We start from the raw sequence: 20237 nt of genomic DNA, 5'->3' as shown, positions 1-20237 counted from the left end.
TGGTATCCCCCTTAGTTGCCCTGCTTCTGCGGTACCGGTTCGGCGACGACCCGGTAGGTCCGCATGACCGTCAGCGCCGCTTCGCGCACGGTCGCGTGATCCACGCCGCGCAGCCGGAACCGGCCGCCGATGTGGTCGTAGCCGCCGGTGCCGTCGAAGACCGTGCCGATGTCCGGCAGGACCTCCGCGTAGACCTCCGGGACCTCGCCCAGCAGCGGTGTCCTGGACACCACCCGGCAGGGCAGCGGGCGCGGTTCGGGCACGCTGACCCAGCCGCCGCCCGGCGTGTTGTCGTACTCCTCGGCGGCCTTCAGCGGCGGCAGGCCGAGCGTGGCGCGGAACGCCTCGCCGAACAGGTCGATGCCGAACAGGTCGCGGTGCACGAACCCGACCTCGGCGCCGCCGGGCCGCAGGCCCACCTCCAGGAAGACCAACTCGCCCTGCCCGGTGGCGAACAGCTCCAGATGGAAGGGCCCGTCGTCCAGGCCCAGCGCCTCCAGACAGGCGTCGGCGAAGCCGGTCACCCGGTCCCGCTCCGGCCCCGGGTCGAGCAGCACCGAGCCGAGCGGCAGGCCGTCGAGGAAGTCCAGGCAGGTGTTGAGATAGCCGGAGGCGCTGACGAAGTGCGGTTTCCCGCCGCGCCGGATGCCGTCGACATGCAGGACCCGGCCCTCGATGTACTCCTCGCACTCGTACGCCGCCGGATCGACCTCGGCCAGCGCACGCGCCAGCGTCTCCGCGTCGTCCGCCCGCACCACCCCGCGCGAGGACCAGCCGTCGCGCGGCTTGAGGATCACCGGCAGCCCGAGCTCACCGACGATCTCCTCGGCCGTCGTCCCGGCGTCCAGATCACGGAACCTCGGCACCCGCAGCCCGGCGGCACCGACCAGCTCCTTCATCCGCGGCTTGTCACGGAACGCCGTGACGAAGTCGGGCCGCCAGCCGGGCACGCCCAGCTCGACGCGCAGCCGCGCCGCGGTGAGCACGTCGTACTCCGACAGCCCCACCACCCCGTCGAAGGCGCCGTACCGCTCCACGAGGCGGCGGGCGATCGGCAGGACGGTCTCGAACTCCAGGTCGTCGGTGACGACCAGGTCGAGGGCGCTGTCACGGTCCAGGACGGGCAGGCCGTACGGCAGGGTCACGTACGCCAGCCGGCAGCTGCCGGGCTCGACGAACCGGTGGTACTCGCCGAACTCGTCGTCGTAGCGGTTGAGGACCAGGTAAGTCGGGACGGCGCTACTCAACGCGCACCTCCCGGCCGAGCGCCTCGATGCGCTCCAGGGCCGCCGTGTGCGACTCGGCCGCGAAGACGACGTGGCCGAGCAGCGCCCGGAAGTCCTCGGCGGGCGGGATCTCCTCGCCCTCCTGGTAGTACACGGAGACTTCCAGGACGTCCGCGGACTCGCGCAACTCGTCGGCGCCGACGACCCGGTGGAAGGTTTCGAGCCCCTCCGCGGTGAAGCAGTGGATGGCGGCGGTCTTGGCGCGCGGGGCCGTGAAGGCGCCCAGTTCGGCGGGGTCCTGGCCGGTGTAGTGGGCCAGCATGATCCGGGTCAGCGAGGTGCCGGTGGCCAGCTCCACCAGGTGCGGGATGCGGTGTCCGGCGAGCCGGGCGCCGATCTCGATCAGCACCGGGTCGCCCTCGGGCAGCCGCAGTTCGCAGTGGAAGATGCCGAGCGGGAGGTTGAGGGCGCGGCACAGGTCGACGACGTACGCCTCGATCCTGGCCCGGGTCTCCGGGTCGGTCTCGTGCTGGACGACCATGCCGATCTCGACGAAGTGCGGCTCGGGGCCGAGGAGTTTCGTGGTGAGGGCCGAGATGACGACCTCGCCGTCGGTGACGTACCCCTCGACGCTGATCTCGGGACCGGCGACGTACTCCTCCAGGAGCACCCGTCCGTCCAGGCCGCGGCCCGCGTCGGTGCGGGTGTCGGAGACCAGCCAGTCGTAGGCGCGCCGCAGCCCGTCCTCGTCGTCGACGCGGCTGACGTGCACGCTGCCGGCCGAGGCGGCGGGCTTGAGCACGGCCGGGTAGCCCACGTGGGCCGCGGCGGCGAGCAGTTCGTCGAGGCCGGACGCCTCCGCGTAGCGGGGCACGCGCAGGCCGGCGGCCGCGGCACGGGCGCGCATGACGGACTTGTCGCGCAGCGCCGCCACCGTGTCCACCGGCAGACCGGGCAGACCGAGCCGGTGCGCGAGGCGGGCGACGCTGTCCACGTAGAACTCGAAGCCGGGCAGGATGCCGGTCAGCGGCCGGCGCCCGTGGGCCTCGGTCACCACCTCGGTGAGCGCGGCCTCGTCGTTGGTGTCGACGACCAGCAGCTCGTCGATGTACGCGCGCAGGGTCTCCGGGATGGTGCGGTCACCACTGTGGTGGGAGGCGACGACGACCTCGAAACCCTGCTGGTGGGCGGCGAGGATCAGACCGTTCGCCGAGGACATCGGCTCGACGACCAGAATTCTCTGTGCAGACATGTTGAGTGTGTTTCTCCGCTCTGGCCGACGGACGGCCCGGAATTACCGTGAGATCGCTGAAATGGAATTACCGGGCCGTCCGCCGAACTTTCTTCCGAATCAGGCGGAAGCCAGTTCCCGGGCTCCGACCGTGGAGTCGTAGAGCTCCTGGAAGTAATCACCGATCAGCTCGATGTACGTGGCGAGATCGGCGTACGCCTGCTCCGCGGAGCCGAATCCCTCGACCGCCTGGGAAACGGTGCGGAACATCAGCTCGTCGTGGTCGTGCGACTCGTCGAAGTCCAGGTGCGTCTGGGTGCCCTGGGTGAATTCGGTGCCGAACTCCTCGGCCGCCTTGTTGGTGATGATCTGGTTGTAGCGGTCCGAGTACCACTCGACGAACCAGTCCCAGACCGTCGTGGGCGCGGGACCGCGCTTGTCGGCCTCCAGGCGCAGGTAGCCCATGAGCTGCTTGGTCGCCGGGAAGACGTCGGTGGCCTCCAACTGCTCGCTGGTGAAGCCGAACTTGTTGAGGTCACGGGTGAACATGCCCTCGTGCCCGAACTCCTCGGCCAGGTACTGGGCGAGCTTGGCAGCGAGGCTGTCGTCCTTCGAGCCGACCTTGAAGAGGGCGTAGGTGTCGACCTCGTTGTTCAGCCGAATACGCAGCACCGTCTCGGTGATGTGACGAATGTAGTAGTCCCGGTCGGTCCATTCGCCCGCGTGCAGTTCGCGCAGCTTGGTGACGCGCTGGAACTGCTTCTCCATCAATTCCTCGGCCAGGCTCTCGAGTCGGGACCGATCAAGCTTCGTCATTACGGATTCCTCCTCCTTGGATCGGTCATGAGTCTGGCTTGATCGCGAGTGGAGCCACAGGGCCAATATGGAGATCGTGGCCCCATGGGAGGAGAATGGCCTTATCTGCCGGACCCGTGGAGGCCGGAGGCGCCACCATGACCTTCGTACAGCTCATCGACTGCAGGACCAGCCGGTTCGACGAGATGAACCAGCTGATGGACAGGTGGGTCGAACAGACCAAGGGGAAGCGGACCGCGACGCACGACGTCGTCGGCAAGGACCGGTCGGACGCGTCGCACTTCATCGAGATCGTGGAGTTCCCGTCGTACGAGGAGGCGATGCGGAACTCGAACCTGCCCGAGACGGACAGGATCTTCCAGGAGATGGTCGCTCTCTGCGACGAGATGCCGACGTTCACGGACCTCGAGGTCGTCCGGGACGAGCAGCTGTACGCCGCCACGGCGCGGCGCTTCTTCGAGGCGCTGGCCGGGCAGGAGGTGCCGTCGTTCGACGGGCTGCTGATCGAGGACTACCACGATCATGATCCGGCCAACGAGCAGGACGTGATCGGGCTGGACGCGGTGCGGCGCGAGGTCGAGATGTGGAAGAGCGGCTTCGACTTCGACTTCACGGTCGACGATCAGCTGGCCCAGGGCGACCGCGTGTGCACCCGGTGGACCTGGCACGGCACGCACACCGGGGACTTCATGGGGATCCCGGCCACGGGGAAGCGGGTGTCGATGACGGGCACCACGATTCACCGGTGCGCTCCCGACGGGAAGATCGCCGAGGGGTGGTGGCAGTACGACCGGCTCGGGCTGATGGCACAGCTGGGCGTGCTGGACGACCTGGAGCAGTAGGCACGCATGCTGGAGCAGTAGGCACGCACGGGAAAGCCCCCGGTCCGCCGCGCTGGGCGCGGGCCGGGGGCTTTCCGTCAGGCGTGCGATGCCTCAGTGGGAGTGGCCGTGGGAGTGACCCCCGGCGGCCGGCTCCTCCTCTTCCTTCTTCTCGACGACCAGGGTCTCGGTCGTGAGCAGGAGGGAGGCGATGGAGGCGGCGTTCTCCAGGGCGGAGCGGGTGACCTTGACCGGGTCGATGACGCCGGCCTTGACCAGGTCGCCGTACTCGCCGGTGGCGGCGTTGAAGCCCTGGCCCTTGTCGAGCTCGGCGACCTTGGAGGTGATGACGTAGCCCTCCAGGCCGGCGTTCTCGGCGATCCAGCGCAGCGGCTCGACGACGGCCTTGCGGACGACGGCGACACCGGTGGCCTCGTCGCCGGTCTTGCCCAGACCGCCCTCCAGCACCTTGGCGGCGTGGACGAGCGCGGAGCCACCACCGGAGACGATGCCCTCCTCGACCGCGGCGCGGGTCGCGGAGATGGCGTCCTCCAGACGGTGCTTCTTCTCCTTCAGCTCCACCTCGGTGGCGGCGCCGACCTTGATCACGCACACGCCGCCGGCCAGCTTCGCGAGGCGCTCCTGGAGCTTCTCGCGGTCCCAGTCGGAGTCCGTGTTCTCGATCTCGGCCTTGATCTGGTTGACGCGGCCCACGACGTCGGCGGAGTCGCCGGCGCCGTCGACGATGGTCGTGTCGTCCTTGGTGATCGTCACGCGGCGGGCGGAGCCCAGCACGTCCAGACCGGCCTGGTCGAGCTTGAGGCCGACCTCCTCGGAGATGACCGTGGCGCCGGTGAGGACCGCCATGTCCTGGAGCATCGCCTTGCGGCGGTCGCCGAAGCCGGGGGCCTTCACCGCGACGGCGTTGAAGGTGCCGCGGATCTTGTTGACGACCAGGGTCGACAGGGCCTCGCCCTCGACGTCCTCGGCGATGATCAGCAGCGGCTTGGAGGCGCCGGCCTGGATGACCTTCTCAAGGAGCGGCAGCAGGTCCTGGATCGAGGAGATCTTGCCCTGGTTGATCAGGATGTACGGGTCGTCGAGGACGGCCTCCATACGCTCCTGGTCGGTGACGAAGTACGGGGACAGGTAGCCCTTGTCGAAGGCCATGCCCTCGGTGAAGTCCAGCTCCAGACCGAAGGTGTTGGACTCCTCGACGGTGATGACACCGTCCTTGCCGACCTTGTCCATCGCCTCGGCGATGAGCTCGCCGACCTGCTGGTCCTGGGCGGACAGCGCGGCGACGGCGGCGATGTCCGCCTTGTCGTCGATCGGGCGGGCGGTGGCCAGAAGGTCCTCCGACACAGCGGCTACGGCCGCGTCGATGCCCTTCTTCAGCAGCGCCGGGGAGGCACCCGCGGCGACGTTCTTCAGGCCCTCGCGGACCAGCGCCTGGGCGAGCACGGTGGCGGTGGTGGTGCCGTCACCCGCGATGTCGTTGGTCTTGGTCGCCACCTCCTTCACCAGCTGCGCGCCGAGGTTCTCGTACGGGTCGTCGATCTCGACCTCGCGGGCGATCGTGACACCGTCGTTGGTGATGGTGGGGGCGCCGAACTTCTTGTCGATGACGACGTTGCGGCCCTTGGGGCCGATCGTCACCTTGACCGTGTCGGCCAGCTTGTTGACGCCGCGCTCGAGGGCGCGACGGGCGTCCTCGTCGAACTTCAGGATCTTCGCCATGGGAGCGGTTCAGCCCTCTCGGAAAACGTGGGTGAAACGAACTGCGCCCCGGACGCCCGGCTTCATAAGGACGCGGGAACCCGGGGCGCAGCTCACAAGCAAATGTTTGAGATGAATTACTTCTCGATGATCGCGAGCACGTCGCGGGCCGAGAGGACGAGGTACTCCTCGCCGTTGTACTTCACCTCGGTGCCGCCGTACTTGCTGTACAGCACGATGTCGCCGGTCTTGACGTCGAGCGGCAGGCGCTCGCCGTTCTCGAAGCGGCCCGGGCCCACGGCGAGGACGACGCCCTCCTGGGGCTTCTCCTTCGCGGTGTCCGGGATGACCAGGCCAGAGGCCGTGGTCTGCTCGGCGTCGAGCGGCTGGACCACGATGCGGTCCTCGAGCGGCTTGATGGCAACCTTGGAGCTGGCGGTCGTCACGATCCGACCTCCCCCTTCGGAGATCTCACGGGGTTAACTGTCTGAGGTGGCGACCAGGTCGATCCGTCGTCGCGGGTGCCGGACCTGCCCGTCGCTATTGGCACTCTCCAGGGGGGAGTGCCAGACCCGAGACTATGACCGCGATTAGCACTCGGTCAAGCGGACTGCTAATCGCGTCCCTACATCGGGCTGCCCTCACCGCCCATCGGCCGCCCGCACCGCTCAGAGATAGTCCTCCAGCCTCCCCACCCTCAACCCCGCCCCCTCGACCTCCCGCAGCAACCGGGTCGTCCGCTCCACGAGCGTGAGGCCTGTGGTCTCCATCGACGGCAGGGAGACGATGTCGCCGGGGAGCAGGCGGTGCGGGCCGGTGCCGTAGGTCAGGTGGTCGCCCTCCAGCGCCGCCCGCCACAGGACGACCGCGCCGACGCCGCAGTCCGTGGCGGCGCGCAGGGTCGTGGTGTCGTACGTCCCGTAGGGCGGGCGGAAGAGACGGGGGCGCAGGCCGAAGCGGGAGCCGAGCTTGTCCTGCTGGCCGCAGATCTCGTGGCGCTGACCGGCGTACGGCAGACCGCGCAGGGCGGTGTGATCGAGGGTGTGGTTCTGGATCGAGGCGCCGACCGCCTGGAGGCGGGCGAAGTGGCCGTACCCCGGCCCGACGACGCTGTCCGTGAGGAACATGCTGACCGGCAGCCGCCGCTCCCGGACGAACTCCACGAAGCGCGGGTCCTGTTCGACGCCGTCGTCGTACGTCAGGAAGACCACCTTGTCGGCGGTGCGGACCCGTTTCACCACCGGCACCTCGGGCCCGGACCGCACCCCCTTCGCGCCGTACGTCACCGCCTTCTTGCCCAGCCGTTCGATGGGGTCGACGGACTGGGCGCAGCCGGCGAGGAGCAGCGCGGCCAGTGCCGCGGCCACAGCGGTCGTCGAGGCCCTCACAAGTAGTCCTCCAGCCGTGCCACCGCGTACCCCTCGGCCGTGATCTTGTTCAGAAAGCGCCTGACCATGTCCGGCATCGTGCCCTTCCACTCCGCCCGGCCGCGGAAGTGACTCAGCACGATGTCGCCCGGGTGGATCTTCCGGTCCCACTCCCGGTACTCCCAGTGGTCGACGAAGACCTCCTCGTTCCAGATCGGCGCGTACTTCACCCCGCACGCCTTAGCCGCGACGAGGGTGTCCTCGTTGTAGTTCCCGAACGGCGGGCGGAACAGCAGCGGCCGCTTGCCGTAGTGCTTCTCGATCACGTCCTGCATGCCGCAGATCTCGCGCTTCTGACGGCCGTAGGACAGCCCCGGCAGATAGGGGTGGTGGAGGGTGTGGTTGTTGAGCGTCACCCCCCGGTCCTGCATCCGCTTGAAGTACCCGTAGTCCTCCTTGATCAGGAAACCGCTGAGGAAGGCGGTGTACGGGATCTTCAGCTCGCTCGTCATCCGCAGGAACGCCGGGTCCTTCTCGGCGCCGTCGTCGATGGTGAGGAAGACGATCTTCTGCTTGGTGGGGATCGTGGTGAAGACGGGCGGCAGCCCCCGCTCCTCGTGACCGTCGACCTCGAAGCCCTTGCGGGTGGTGATCCGCGGCTTCTTCGCGGGCGGTGCGGGGGCGGCCAGCGGGGCCCTGTTCAGCCCCCACCGCTTCGCGACGGCCACGGAGGCGCGCAGCTTCGTGGCGTACGCGTCGAGGGCGCGGGCCGGGGGCGCCTTCAGGGGCTGCTGGCCGGGGGCGGGACGGACCTTGGCGCTGTCACCCTGCGCACAGCCGGAGGCGACCGCGGCGAGGGCGAGGACGGCGAGGGTGCCGCGCAGACTCCACAGACCACGTCGGGGGCCCCGCGCGACCCGGCCAGGGCCCCGCACTGCCCGGCTTTTGTCATTTTGTCCTACTGATCCCATGGCGCCGGATCTTCGCAGGCCACGGTCCCCCCGCCCGGCCCGACACCACCACCGGCGGCGGACCATCCACCGACTGGCTCACAATGAGGCGGTGAACGACCTCGCCCCCCTCCTCACCCCCGAGGGCCGCGCCCTCCTCGACGAAGTCCGCGGCACCGCCCCCGCCGACGAACTCGCCGTCGCCACCCGGCTGCGCCGCGACCACCCCGCCGACCTGGTGTCGGCGGCGCTCGGCCAGGCGCGGCTGCGGCAGCGGGCGGCGGCGAAGTTCGGGGCCGAGGACGCCGGGCGGATGTTCTTCACCCCGAACGGCGTCGAGCAGTCGACTCGGGCGAGCGTGGCCGCGTACCGGGCCGAGCGCTTCCGGGCGCTGGGGGTGCGGTCCGTCGCCGACCTGTGCTCCGGCATCGGCGGCGACGCGATCGCCCTCGCACGGGCCGGCATCAGGGTCCTGGCGGTGGACCGCGACCCCCTCACCGCCGCCGCGGCCCACGCCAACGCCGAGGCGCTGGGCCTGGCCGACCTGATCGAGGTACGGGAGGCGGACGTCACGGACATCGACACGTCCCCGTACGACGCGGTGTTCGTGGACCCGGCGCGACGAGGCGGCCGGGGCCGCATCTTCGACCCCGAGGCCTACTCCCCGCCCCTCTCCTGGGCGGTACAGGCGGCGACGAAGGCCCCGCACGCCGCCCTGAAGATCGCACCCGGCATCCCCCACGAGGCGATCCCGGCGGAGGCCGAGGCCGAGTGGATCTCGGACGGCGGGGACGTGAAGGAGGCGGTGCTGTGGTTCGGCACGACCCCGGGCACCGTCCGCGCAACCCTGCTCCCCGGCCCCCACACCCTCCTGGGCCGCGACCTCCCCAACCCCCAAGTCCGCCCACTGGGCCGCTACTTGTACGAGCCCGACGGCGCCGCCATCCGCGCCCACCTGGTCGCCGAGGTCGCCGAGCCCCTGGAGGGCGGCCTGATCGACGAGACGATCGCGTACGTGACGGCGGACGAACTGCACCCGACCCCGTACGCCACCGCCTACGAGATCACCGACCAACTCCCCTTCAACGTGAAGAAGTTGAAGGCACTGCTGCGGGAGCGGGAGGTCGGCATCCTGACGGTGAAGAAGCGGGGGTCGGCGGTGGAGCCGGAGGAGTTGCGTAGGAAGGTGCTGCCGAAGCCGCACGGGCGGAACGCCGTGACCGTCTTCCTCACCCGCGTCGCCGGCGCCCCCACCATGCTGCTCGGTCAGCCCGTCTGAGCGTCCCGCGCGCGCCGCAGCAGCAGCTCCCGCTCGCGTTCGTTCCGGGCGAGGGCGGCGGCGCGTTCGAACTCGGCCGCCGCCTCCGCCGTACGCCCGAGGCGGACCAGCAGGTCGCCGCGCACGCTGGGCAGCAGGTGGTAGTCGCGCAGGTCGCCGGCCAGGGTGTCGACGATCTCCAGCGCCGCCTCCGGTCCCTCGGCCATCGACACCGCCACCGCGCGGTTGAGTTCGACGACCGGGGACGGGGCGCGGGCGGCGAGCAGGGCGTACAGGGTGGCGATGGTGGCCCAGTCGGTCTCCTCGTAGGTGTACGCGTGCGCGTGGCAGGCGGCGATGGTGGCCTGGAGGGCGTACGGGCCGGGGGCGCCGGTGGCCGTGGCGTCCGCCCGCTCCAGGGCCCTGACCCCGCGGGCGATGAGCATGCGGTTCCAGCGGCGCCGGTTCTGGTCCTTGAGCAGCACGGGCTCGCCGTCCGGCCCCGTACGGGCGGCGGTGCGGGACGCCTGGAACTCCAACAGCGCGACGAGACCGTGCACTTCCGGCTCCTTGGGCATCAGCCCGGCCAGCACCCGGGCCAGCCGCAGCGCGTCCTCGCACAGTCCCGGCCGCAGCCAGTCGTCGCCCGCGGTGGCGGCGTACCCCTCGTTGAAGACGAGGTAGATGACGTCGAGGACGTCGGCGAGGCGGGCCTCGCGCTCGGGGCCGTACGGCACCTCGAAGGCGACGTTCTTCGTGGCGAGGGTGCGTTTGGCGCGGACGATCCGCTGGGCGATGGTCGCCTCGGGGGCGAGGAAGGCACGCGCGATCTCGGCTGTCGTGAGCCCACCGAGGAGACGGAGGGTGAGGGCGACGCGGGCCTCGGCGGAGAGAACCGGGTGGCAGGTGGTGAAGACGAGCCGCAGCAGGTCGTCGTCGATGTCGTCGGGGTCGGTGGGCTCCTCCGGCGGAGCCGCCTCCGGCATCTCCCGGCCGATCTCCTGGAGCTTGCGGGCGTAGTTCTCCCGGCGCCGGACCAGATCGACGGCGCGACGCCGGGCGGTGGTCATGAGCCAGGCACCCGGGTTGTCGGGCACACCGTCGCGCTGCCACTGCTCCAGGGCGGCGACGAGGGCGTCCTGGGCGAGTTCCTCGGCGATGCCGACGTCACGGACGACGCGGGTGACGGCGGCGACGATGCGCGGGGACTCGATGCGGAAGACGGTCTCGATGGCGCGGCGTACGTCGATCTCGGTGCCGCCGGGGGACTGTGCGCTCACAGTCCCCCATCGAACACCCGTGGACGCCCCGGGCCAAGGCGGGCTCAGCCCTCCGCGATCTCCCGCACCTCGCAGGTGACCGTCCAGTACTCCTCGTGGACCTGGAGGAACCGCTTGGTCCACTCCAGCGCCTCGGCCTTGTCCTTGCACTGCATGAGCGCGTACCCGCCGACGACCTCCTTGGCCTCGGTGAAGGGCCCGTCGGTGACGGAGATCTTCCCGCCCTCCCAGTGCACGCGGGTGCCCTGCGAGGACGGCGTCAGACCGGCGGTGTCGAGCATGACACCGGCCTTGGTGATCTCCTCGATCAGCGCGCCCATGCGTTCCATCAGCTCGGGGCTGGGGCCTTCGGCGGGGGCGTTGGACTCGTCGATCTGCACGAGGGAGAGGAAGCGGGGCATCTGGGGCTCCTTGGGTCGGGGCCGGAGCTTCTTTTTTCCGGCCGCTCAACCATGCGTCGATCGGGAGACACCGGGATCGACACACTCGCCGAGATTTCCCGGAGATTTTTTTGCGGGGCCGTTTGCGCAGGTCAGTGAGGTCTGGTGAGGTCTAGTTCAGCTCGAATCCGAACGCCGCCTTCGCATACGGCCCTCCGACCGTCCGCGCCCCGAACACGAACCCCGCATCAGTCACCACCCCGGTCGCCCGCCCCCGCAACGACCACACCGCCCCCGCCCGCGAGTTCTCCCCCACGGCCGAAGCCGCCAGGTCCGCGTGGCCGTTCCCGTTGGTGTCCAGGAGCCGGACCGCGCCGCCGAAACCGTCCCCCGGCTCCGCCGCCCCCGGTACCCCGGCCGTGTTCTGTGTGAACGCCTGGGACCCGGTCCCGGTCAGACCGGCCTCCGTGCCGTAGAGGACGTCGACGATGCCCGCCCCGTCGTCGTACCCGATCTCCTCGCCCGGCGCGCCCACCGCCAGGTCGTCGCGGCCGTCGCCGTTGATGTCACCGGCCGAGACCGTGGCGCCGAAGAAGTCGACGTCCTCGTATGCTCCGGGCACGCCGGGGCTGTCCTGGGTGTACCGGTGCCAACTCCCGCTCGGTGCCAGGCCCGACGCCGAGCCCGACGCCACCGTCACCGACGAGTCCGGCGCGTTGCCGACCGCCAGGTCTCCGTACCCGTCGCCGTCGAAGTCGCCGAAGGCCATGCCGCCGCCCCCGCCCGGGAACGTACCGCCGCCCGCCACCACGAGGCCCGTGGGCGAGCCGGTGTAGAGGCGGGTGCAGTAACTGCCGTCGCCGCAGTACACCTTCAGCGCCAGCTCGTCGCGGCCGTCGGCGTTCACGTCGCCGGTCGCGCCGTCCCAGACGTCGACGTACTCCAGTCCCGACGGGTCCAGTCTCCGCGTACCGGCCGGCTTGCCGGCGCGGGTCAGCGGGCCCGTCCACACCGTCGCCGTCGTGCCGAGCGGGTCGTCGCCCTGGGCGCGGCCGCCCTTGAACAGGGCCAGGTCGAGTGTGCCGTCGCCGTCGAAGTCGCCCGCCTGGGTCGAGGACGCGGGCAGAGCCGTACCGCCCGTGAGGCCGCCCTTCGCTCCCCACACCACCACGGCCGAGCGGGTGGCGGAGACATGGCCGACGACCAGGTCCGCTCTGCCGTCGCCGTCCAGGTCGCCCTTGGTCAGCTGGATGCCGAACCTCTCGCCCTTGGCCGGGCTGCCGGGGACGCCGGCGGTGGCGCGGCTGATGACCGTCCGCCGGTCCGCCGACAGGCCGTGCGGGCCGCCGTACATGACGACGACGTAGCCCGCGTCCTGGAGTCCGCCCACCGTGCCTCCGGGAGCACCGACCGCGAGGTCCTGGTAGCCGTCGCCGTCGAAGTCGTCACGGACGGAGGCCGGCGGCGAGGCCTCGGCGGTGGCGGTGGCGGGCAGGGCGCTCAGCGAGAGGAGGCCCACCGCCAGCGGCAGGGCCCAACGGCCGTATGTACGAAGGGAGAACACGGGCGACCCTCTCAGCACGGCGACACGGTCACCGCACAAGACTCGCCGCCCCCTCAGCGGGTTGTAGTCACCGCAGCGACTTCCACAGCCTGCTCGCCGCCGGCTCCTCCGCCACCACCCGGTTGTGGTCCGAGGGCGCCTGGACGACCGGCATCATCACCGTCTTCACCTGGTCCGCCGACAGGCCCTTCAGGCTCTGGCCGAGGCTCATCAGTTCGGTGAGGGAGTCGAGGCCGGTGTCGGTGGTGAGGCTGCCGGTGAGCGCGTCGGCGACCGAGTAGAGCTTGGTGGGCGAGGTGAGCAGGTTCGTCGAGGCGATCTGTTCCAGGAGGGCCTTCACCAGCTTCTGCTGGAGGCCGATGCGGCCGAGGTCGCTGCCGTCGCCGATGCCGTGCCGGGTGCGGGCGAGTCCGAGGGCCTGCTTGCCGTTCAGGTGGTGGGTGCCGGACCTCAGGGTGAGGTGGCTGCTGGAGTCGTCGATGTCCTCGTCGGTCGTGACCGTGACGCCGCCGAGGGCGTCCACCAGCTTCGCGAAGCCGGCGAAGTCGATCTCGATGTAGTGGTCCATGCGGACGTTCGTGATCGACTCGACGGTCTTCACGGCGCACACCGGGCCGCCCACCGAGTAGGCGCTGTTGAACATCGCCTGGTACGCCACCGCCGTCGAGCCGCCGTCCTTCAGCGGGCAGGAGGGGCGGGTGACGAGGGTGTCGCGCGGGATGCTGACGACCGTCGCCTCGGTGCGGCCCGCGTCGACGTGCACGACCATCGCCGTGTCGGAGCGGGCGCCGGTGCTGTCGCCGCCGCCGAGGGCCTGGTTCTCCTTGCCGCTGCGGGAGTCGGAGCCGAGGACCAGGATGTTGAGGGCCTCGGTCGGCAACGGACTCTCGGACGCGGAAGGAGAGGGCGTCACCGTGACCTTCGCCGGGCGGTCGTCGCCGAGCGCCTGGTCGATGTCGACGCTCTTGATGTTGCTGTTCAGATGCCAGTACGCCCAGCCGCCCGTCGCGGCTCCCGCCACCAGCACCCCCGCGAGAGTGAGGCCGGCGGCTTTGAGTATCCGTGTCCGCCGCCGGCCCACTGGTCTGCCTTCGTCGTCTCCATTCACGGAGAGGAACGTACGTCCGAATTATTACGAGGACGCTGCACCGGTCGGCTTTCTTCGGAAAATCTCACTTTCCTCAGCCCGGCATCAGCCGGCGAGGGTGCTTCCGAAAGTTTCGGTCGAACAACCGATTGGCTTCGAGCAGGGCCGGCACCAGGCCGCCAAACCGCCGGAGACGCCCCTAACCCGCCGGAGGCGCCCCCGTACTGCTGCGCACCACCAGACTCGTCGCCAGCTCCACCCGCGTCGCCGCCGGCGTCCCCTCCTCGCGCGCGAGGTCGAGCACCAGCTTCGCCGCCGCCTCGGCCATCTCGGTGAGCGGCTGCCGTACGGTCGTCAGCGGCGGCCCCACCCAGGGCGCGACCGGCAGATCGTCGAACCCGACGACGCTCAGGTCCTCCGGAATGCGCAGCCCCAGCTCACGCGCGGCCTCGTACAGCCCGAGCGCCTGGAGGTCGTTGCCGGCGAAGACGGCGGTGGGCCGGTCCTCGCGGCGCAGCAGGTCAAGGCCCAGCCGGTAGCCGGCCTCGTGGTGGAAGTCGCCGGTCCTGATCAGCGCGGGGTCGACGGGCAGGCCGGCGGTCTCCAGCGCGGCCCGGTAGCCGTCGACGCGGGCGCGGCTGCACATCATCCGGGACGGGCCGCTGATGGCGCCGATCCGGGTGTGGCCGAGTTCGACCAGGTGCCGGGTGGCGGCGAGGCCGCCCTGCCAGTTGGTGGCGCCGATGGACGGCACGTCGGCGCCCGGGTCGCCGGCCGGGTCCATGACGACGAACGGGATGGAACGGCTGGTCAGCAGGGCACGCTGCGACTCGTCGAGGCCGGACAGCACGAGGATGACGCCGTGCGGCCGGCGGGCGGCGACCTGGTCGGCCCAGGTCCGCCCCGGGGTGAGCCGGCCCGCGCTCTCGCTGAGCACCACGCTCAGCCCGGCGTCCCGCGCCACGTTCTCCACACCCCGGATGACCTCCATCGCCCAGGCGCTCTCCAGCTCGTGGAAGACCAGGTCGATGAGGGGGGAACGGCTGGCCTCGGCCCGCCGTCGGCGATAGCCGTGGGCCCGCAGCAGTTCTTCCACTCGGGTACGGGTGGCCGGGGCGACGTCGGCCCGGCCGTTGAGGACCTTCGAAACAGTCGGCGCCGAGACGCCGGCCTCACGGGCGATCTCGGCGAGCGTCGCGGTCTGCGTCGAGCGTCCTGCTGTCCGGGTTTCACCGGGCTCCGGGGGTGTCATGGCGGCGATCGTATCCCTGCACGACCTCTTGACGAACCCTTCTCACCGGCCTAGGTTCCCAAAACATTCGGATTACATATCGAAACATTCGCGAGAGAAGTTCGTACGAACCCTTCGTGAGAGGTCGTTCGACCCGACAGGAGTTTCATGACCACCGCGCCTTGGCGTGACCCCGCCCTGACCGCCGCCGCCCGCGTCGACGACCTCCTCTCCCGGATGACCCTGGAGGAGAAGACCGCCCAGCTCTACGGCGTGTGGGTGGGCGCCAGCACCGACGGGGACGGCGTCGCCCCGCTGCAACGTGAGATGACCGCCGACTACGACTGGGACGAGCTGATCACCCACGGCCTGGGCCAGCTCACCCGTCCCTTCGGCACCGCCCCCGTGGACCCGGCGCTGGGCGCGCAGGCACTGGCCCGCGCCCAGCGCCGTATCGCCGAGGCGGGCCGCTTCGGCATTCCCGCGCTCGCGCACGAGGAGTGCCTCGCCGGCTTCACCGCCTGGCAGGCGACCGCCTATCCGGTGCCGCTCGCCTGGGGCGCCGCCTTCGACCCGCCGCTGGTGGAGGAGATGGCCCGGCGCATCGGCCACGACCTGCGCGCGGTCGGTGTCCACCAGGGCCTGGCCCCCGTCCTGGACGTCGTCCGCGACCCGCGCTGGGGACGGGTCGAGGAGACCATCGGCGAGGACCCCTACCTGGTCGGCACGGTCGGCGCCGCCTATGTCCGGGGCCTGGAGTCGGCCGGCGTGGTCGCCACGCTCAAGCACTTCGCCGGGTACGCGTCCTCCGCGGGCGCCCGCAACCTGGCACCCGTCCGGGCGGGCGTGCGCGAGTTCGCCGATGTGACGCTGCCGCCGTTCGAGCTGGCGCTGCGCGAGGGCGGGGCGCGCTCGGTGATGGCCGCCTACACCGACACCGACGGCATCCCAGCCTCCGCCGACCCCGGCCTGCTCACGGAACTCCTGCGCGAGCAGTGGCAGTTCACCGGAACGGTGGTCGCCGACTACTTCGGGGTCGGCTTCCTGCAGAGCCAGCACCGGGTCGCCGGCACCGAGGCGGAGGCGGCCCACGCGGCCCTCGCGGCGGGCCTCGACGTCGAGCTGCCCACGCTGAAGTGCTACGGCAAGCCCCTGCTGGAGGCCGTGCGGGCGGGCGAGATCCCGGAGGCGCTCATCGACCGGGCCGCCCGCCGCGTCCTGATCCAGAAGTGCGAACTGGGTCTGCTGGACGAGGACTGGGCCCCCGAGCCCACCGGCCGTATCGACCTCGACTCGACGGCGAACCGCGCGCTCGCCCGCCGCCTCGCCGAGGAGTCGGTGGTCCTGCTGGACAACCCGGACGGCGTCCTGCCCCTCTCCCCCGACACCCGCATCGCGGTGGTCGGCCCGCGGGCGGCCGACGCCCTGGCCATGCTCGGCTGCTACTCCTTCCCGTCCCACGTCCTCACCCACCACCCCGACATCCCGATGGGCATCGAGATCCCGACCGTCCTGGAGGCGCTGCGCGCCGAACTCCCGGACGCCAAGGTGACGTTCGCCGAGGGCTGCGGGGTCGACACCCCCGACACCGGCGGCTTCGAGGAGGCGGTGGCGCGGACCGCGGAGGCGGACGTCTGCGTGGCCGTCCTCGGCGACCGCGCGGGCCTGTTCGGCCGGGGCACCTCGGGCGAGGGCTGCGACGCGACCGATCTGCGACTGCCGGGCGTGCAGGGCGAGTTGCTGGACGCGCTGGTCGCCACCGGGGTACCCGTCGTCCTCGTTCTCCTGACCGGAAGGCCGTACGCGCTCGGCCGCTGGCACGGCCGGCTCGCCGCGTCCGTGCAGGCCTTCTTCCCGGGAGAGGAGGGCGGCCCGGCGGTGGCGGGAGTGCTGTCGGGCCGCGTCAACCCCTCCGGACGGCTGCCGGTCAGCGTCCCGCAGCAGCCGGGCGGACAGCCCTGGACCTACCTCCAGCCCCCGCTGGGCCTCGCGGGCGAGGTCAGCAACCTGGACCCGACCCCGCTGTACCCCTTCGGGCACGGCCGCTCGTACACGACGTTCGCATGGGAGTCGGACACCGCCGGGGCGGAGATCACGACCGACGGCTCGTACGACGTGAGCGTCGCCGTCCGCAACACCGGCGACCGCGAGGGCGCCGAGGTCGTCCAGCTGTACCTGCACGACCCGGTGGCCTCGGTGACCCGCCCGGACGTCCGCCTCATCGGCTACCAGCGCCTCGAACTCGCCCCCGGCGCCGCGGCCCGCGTGACCTTCCGCTTCCACGCCGACCACTCGGCGTTCACCGACCGCAAGGGCCGCCGCATCGTCGAACCCGGCGCCCTGGAGCTGCGGTTGGCGGCCTCCAGCGCGGACGTACGCCACACGACCCGACTGACGCTCACCGGCCCGGTACGGGAGCTGGGCGCCGACCGCAGGCTGCGCTGCGAGACCGAGGTCGAGCCGGAGACGGAGGCAACCGTCTGATCACGACGGGGATCGAACACCGGTTCCCCGTGCCAGAATCCTCCGACGCCTCAGAGGGTGGGCGACGGGGGATGCCATGAAAGCACGGGGAGCCGGCCCCGCCCTTCGCGTGGCCGTGTTCGGCCTGACCGTCACGCTCGTGGGGTACGCCCTGCTGGTGGCGTGGCTGGCCGGGAACGCGTACGTCAACGACCGGGCCGTCGACCACTACCGAGAGCACACCGGACTGTCCCTCGGTCAGGTCCTGGAAGACGCCTCCGCCTCCGAAGACGTCCACGTCAGCTGGACCGACGCGGCGGGCCATGAGCACATCCAGATCTTCCCCCCGCCCGCCGACGGCCACCCGTACCGCAAATACGGCGCGTTCCCGGTCGGGTACGACCCGACCGAGACGAACCCCAGCGGTCACTACTACGACTATCGCGAGTCCGGGCCCCGACCCCTCGACGAGAACGGCCTCGTCGGCTCCGCCGTCATCGCCGCGCTCTTCGTCGTCGCCCTCTGCGCCGCCTGGGCCCGCCGCGGCCTGACGTTCCGGCGCGCGGCCCGCCGCCCGGGCCGCCCCATGACGGCCGACGCTCGGATCGGGACGCGCGCCCAGCCGTTCCGCTGGCAGGTCGTGAGGACGCCGTGGCTCGTCCTGGACGACCGGCACTGGCAGCGCGTGATGTGGCACCCCGCGCTCGCCGAGCACTGGGACGGCACCTCCGTGACAGTCCACGGCAACCGCACCGCCCTGGTGGTCCTGCCGGACGGAACCCGCCTGGTCCCGGTGGGCCGGCTGCGCCACCGGGCACCGACCCGCCTGACCTTCACTCACGTCCGGACCGCCTCCACCCACGCGTGGTGGTGGCAGGCCTGGCCGGCGGCGGCGTACGGTGCCGTCTTCGGCTTCGCCGCGGGTTTCTGGCTGGGCGACGGCACCCTGCTCGCCGTGGTCGGCCACACCCTCGCGTGGGCGACCCTGTCGACCGCGGTGTGGGCCCTGTGGGCCCCGGAGCTCTAACCCACCGTCTCGAACCGCCACCGATGCACGGCCCGAGACACCAACTCCCCGCCCGGCTCAGGCAGTTCCGGGAGTACGGCGTCGAACTCGGCGTCCCACCACGTGATCACCAGCACCCGGTCCTGCGGCGCCCGGAACGTCTCCCGGCGCAGTGGAGGCCGCTCCAGTTCCTGTGCGCGGGCCCAGGCCAGCAGGTCCTCGCCCCGGCCCTCGACGGCCCGCGCCTCCCACATCAACGCGACCGTCACGAGTACCCCGCGGCGGAGCCGCTGTTGGATACAGCCTCCTTGCTGACCTCGTGGACGTGGTCGTGCCCGGGGACATGCGGATCGGTCACCGGCAGCGAGGAGTCGGCCGACAGGTCCCAGCTGGAGGCGGGCCGGTTGCGGGCGACCATCTCGGCGCCGAGCGCGGCCACCATCGCCCCGTTGTCCGTGCACAGCTTGGGCCGCGGCACGCGCAGCCGGATACCGGCCGCCTCGCAGCGCTCCTGGGCCAGCGCCCGCAGCCGGGAGTTGGCCGCGACGCCGCCGCCGATCATGAGGTGGTCGACGCCCTCGTCCTTGCAGGCCCGCACGGCCTTGCGGGTCAGGACGTCGACGACCGCCTCCTGGAAGGAGGCCGACACATCGCGCACCGGCACCTCCTCACCGGCCGCGCGCTTCGCCTCGATCCAGCGGGCGACCGCCGTCTTCAGCCCGGAGAAGGAGAAGTCGTACGCCGGGTCGCGCGGCCCGGTCAGCCCGCGCGGGAAGGCGATCGCGTTCGGGTCGCCCTCCTTGGCGTACCGGTCGATGACGGGGCCGCCCGGGAAGCCGAGGTTCAGCACGCGCGCGATCTTGTCGAAGGCCTCGCCGGCCGCATCGTCGATGGTCGCGCCGAGCGGCCGTACGTCGGTCGTGATGTCCGTGGACAGCAGCAGCGAGGAGTGGCCGCCGCTCACCAGCAGGGCCATCGTCGGCTCGGGCAGCGCCCCGTGCTCCAGCTGGTCGACGCAGATGTGGGAGGCGAGGTGGTTGACGCCGTAGAGGGGCTTGCCGAGGGCGTAGGCGTACGCCTTGGCCGCCGAGACGCCGACCAGCAGGGCACCGGCGAGACCGGGACCGGCGGTGACGGCGATGCCGTCGAGGTCCTTGGCCGTGACGCCCGCGTCCTTCAGCGCGCGCTCGATGGTCGGCACCATCGCCTCCAGATGGGCCCGGGAGGCGACCTCCGGCACGACCCCGCCGAAGCGCGCGTGCTCGTCGACGCTGGAGGCGACGGCGTCGGCGAGCAGGGTGGTGCCGCGGACGATGCCGACGCCGGTCTCGTCGCAGGAGGTCTCGATGCCGAGGACGAGTGGTTCGTCAGCCATGGTTCTTCTCTTCACTCGCAGGGTCGATGATCAGGCGCATCACGAGGGCGTCGACATTGCCCGGCTGGTAGTAGCCGCGGCGGAAGCCGATGGGCGCGAAGCCGAAGCGCTCGTACAGCTTCTGCGCGCGGACGTTGTCCACCCGGCACTCCAGCATCACCTCGGCGCACTCGAACGCGGTGGCCGCCTGCAGCAGTTCGGTCAGCAGCCGCCCGCCGAGTCCGGTACCCCAGTGGTCGCGGGCGACGGCGATGGTCTGCACATCGCCCAGCTCGCCGGAGGAGGCGAGTCCGGCGTACCCGACGAGCCGTCCGTCGTCCTCGGCGACCAGGTACCGGCGGTTCGCCGTGGCGCCGCGCGCATGGGCCAGCTCGGACCAGAACATCCCCCGCGACCAGGCGTCCTCGGGGAAGAGGTCCCGCTCCAGCTCCAGCACCGGATCGATGTCCCACCAGCGCATCTC

At 71.2% G+C, this 20237-nt stretch carries 19 protein-coding genes; 4 read left to right on the top strand and 15 right to left on the bottom strand.

The features are described 5' to 3' along the window. Positions 1-11: 11 nt before the first annotated feature. From CRP56_RS47015 to CRP56_RS26120, 3 genes are all read right to left on the bottom strand, one after another. Positions 12-1247, bottom strand: coding sequence for an ATP-grasp domain-containing protein (locus tag CRP56_RS47015; protein WP_107484047.1), 1236 nt, complete (start codon positions 1245-1247; stop codon positions 12-14). Continuing rightward, complete coding sequence (locus tag CRP56_RS26125; protein ID WP_097267881.1) at positions 1240-2478, bottom strand: ATP-grasp domain-containing protein; 1239 nt, start codon at positions 2476-2478, stop codon at positions 1240-1242. The genes CRP56_RS47015 and CRP56_RS26125 overlap by 8 nt, the downstream gene beginning before the upstream one ends. Positions 2479-2577: 99 nt before the next feature. Continuing rightward, the gene (locus CRP56_RS26120; protein WP_097267879.1) at positions 2578-3273 is read right to left on the bottom strand and encodes an iron-containing redox enzyme family protein; all 696 of its coding nucleotides are present in this window, start codon (positions 3271-3273) and stop codon (positions 2578-2580) included. Positions 3274-3410: 137 nt separating this feature from the next. Between CRP56_RS26120 and CRP56_RS26115 the strand changes: the two genes are divergently transcribed. Further along, positions 3411-4115 (top strand): ester cyclase, encoded by a 705-nt coding sequence (locus CRP56_RS26115; protein ID WP_097274475.1) that lies wholly within the window; start codon positions 3411-3413, stop codon positions 4113-4115. Positions 4116-4208: 93 nt separating this feature from the next. Here the strand turns inward: CRP56_RS26115 and groL are convergent, their stop codons facing one another. The 4 genes from groL to CRP56_RS26095 form a co-directional block, all read right to left on the bottom strand. After that, positions 4209-5834: a chaperonin GroEL gene (gene groL / locus CRP56_RS26110; RefSeq protein ID WP_097267877.1), complete on the bottom strand. Its 1626-nt coding sequence runs from the start codon at positions 5832-5834 to the stop codon at positions 4209-4211. Positions 5835-5950: 116 nt separating this feature from the next. Next, positions 5951-6259 (bottom strand): co-chaperone GroES, encoded by a 309-nt coding sequence (gene groES / locus CRP56_RS26105; protein ID WP_055493212.1) that lies wholly within the window; start codon positions 6257-6259, stop codon positions 5951-5953. Between the two features lie 222 nt (positions 6260-6481). Beyond that, positions 6482-7201: a polysaccharide deacetylase family protein gene (locus CRP56_RS26100; RefSeq protein WP_097267875.1), complete on the bottom strand. Its 720-nt coding sequence runs from the start codon at positions 7199-7201 to the stop codon at positions 6482-6484. Next, complete coding sequence (locus tag CRP56_RS26095; protein ID WP_097267872.1) at positions 7198-8151, bottom strand: polysaccharide deacetylase family protein; 954 nt, start codon at positions 8149-8151, stop codon at positions 7198-7200. The genes CRP56_RS26100 and CRP56_RS26095 overlap by 4 nt, the downstream gene beginning before the upstream one ends. A 91-nt stretch (positions 8152-8242) precedes the next feature. Between CRP56_RS26095 and CRP56_RS26090 the strand changes: the two genes are divergently transcribed. Then, positions 8243-9409, top strand: a complete 1167-nt coding sequence (locus CRP56_RS26090) for a THUMP-like domain-containing protein (protein ID WP_257041048.1) — start codon at positions 8243-8245, stop codon at positions 9407-9409. On the opposite strand, the gene CRP56_RS26085 is transcribed toward CRP56_RS26090, so the two are convergent. The 5 genes from CRP56_RS26085 to CRP56_RS26065 form a co-directional block, all read right to left on the bottom strand. Continuing rightward, positions 9397-10668: an RNA polymerase sigma factor gene (locus CRP56_RS26085; RefSeq protein WP_097267868.1), complete on the bottom strand. Its 1272-nt coding sequence runs from the start codon at positions 10666-10668 to the stop codon at positions 9397-9399. The two genes, CRP56_RS26090 and CRP56_RS26085, sit on opposite strands and share 13 nt — an antisense overlap. Positions 10669-10712: 44 nt before the next feature. Next, positions 10713-11069 carry a YciI family protein gene (locus CRP56_RS26080; protein WP_059192869.1) on the bottom strand — a complete coding sequence of 119 codons (357 nt, stop codon included), beginning with the start codon at positions 11067-11069 and terminating at the stop codon, positions 10713-10715. Between the two features lie 151 nt (positions 11070-11220). Next, positions 11221-12612 carry an FG-GAP-like repeat-containing protein gene (locus CRP56_RS26075; protein ID WP_097267866.1) on the bottom strand — a complete coding sequence of 464 codons (1392 nt, stop codon included), beginning with the start codon at positions 12610-12612 and terminating at the stop codon, positions 11221-11223. Between the two features lie 67 nt (positions 12613-12679). Beyond that, positions 12680-13672, bottom strand: a complete 993-nt coding sequence (locus CRP56_RS26070) for an LCP family protein (protein ID WP_097274473.1) — start codon at positions 13670-13672, stop codon at positions 12680-12682. A 226-nt stretch (positions 13673-13898) separates the two neighbouring features. Further along, entirely contained in the window at positions 13899-14951 is a 1053-nt protein-coding gene (locus CRP56_RS26065; RefSeq protein WP_097267864.1) for a LacI family DNA-binding transcriptional regulator, read from the bottom strand. A gap of 147 nt (positions 14952-15098) precedes the next feature. Here CRP56_RS26065 and CRP56_RS26060 point away from each other — a divergent pair, with 147 nt between their 5' ends. Together CRP56_RS26060 and CRP56_RS26055 are read left to right on the top strand one after the other, a co-directional pair. Then, a complete protein-coding gene (locus tag CRP56_RS26060; RefSeq protein ID WP_097267862.1) occupies positions 15099-17414 on the top strand; it encodes a glycoside hydrolase family 3 N-terminal domain-containing protein in 2316 nt (771 codons plus the stop codon). Positions 17415-17490: 76 nt separating this feature from the next. Then, positions 17491-18420: a hypothetical protein gene (locus tag CRP56_RS26055; RefSeq protein WP_143664941.1), complete on the top strand. Its 930-nt coding sequence runs from the start codon at positions 17491-17493 to the stop codon at positions 18418-18420. On the opposite strand, the gene CRP56_RS26050 is transcribed toward CRP56_RS26055, so the two are convergent. Genes CRP56_RS26050 through rimI form a run of 3 tightly spaced genes read right to left on the bottom strand, consistent with a single transcriptional unit; the run spans position 18417 to position 20234 of the window. Then, on the bottom strand, positions 18417-18668 hold the full coding sequence (locus tag CRP56_RS26050) for a hypothetical protein (protein WP_097267858.1): 252 nt from the start codon (positions 18666-18668) through the stop codon (positions 18417-18419). The two genes, CRP56_RS26055 and CRP56_RS26050, sit on opposite strands and share 4 nt — an antisense overlap. Beyond that, positions 18665-19774 (bottom strand): tRNA (adenosine(37)-N6)-threonylcarbamoyltransferase complex transferase subunit TsaD, encoded by a 1110-nt coding sequence (gene tsaD, locus CRP56_RS26045; protein WP_097267856.1) that lies wholly within the window; start codon positions 19772-19774, stop codon positions 18665-18667. The genes CRP56_RS26050 and tsaD overlap by 4 nt, the downstream gene beginning before the upstream one ends. Further along, entirely contained in the window at positions 19767-20234 is a 468-nt protein-coding gene (gene rimI, locus CRP56_RS26040; RefSeq protein WP_097274471.1) for a ribosomal protein S18-alanine N-acetyltransferase, read from the bottom strand. Before rimI ends, tsaD begins: the two co-directional genes overlap by 8 nt. Between the last annotated feature and the right edge of the window lie 3 nt (positions 20235-20237).

This window comes from Streptomyces sp. TLI_55 (assembly GCF_900206255.1).
In the GTDB taxonomy this organism is placed as follows: domain Bacteria; phylum Actinomycetota; class Actinomycetes; order Streptomycetales; family Streptomycetaceae; genus Streptomyces; species Streptomyces aquilus.
This window is presented reverse-complemented; position numbering and strand designations above follow the sequence as displayed.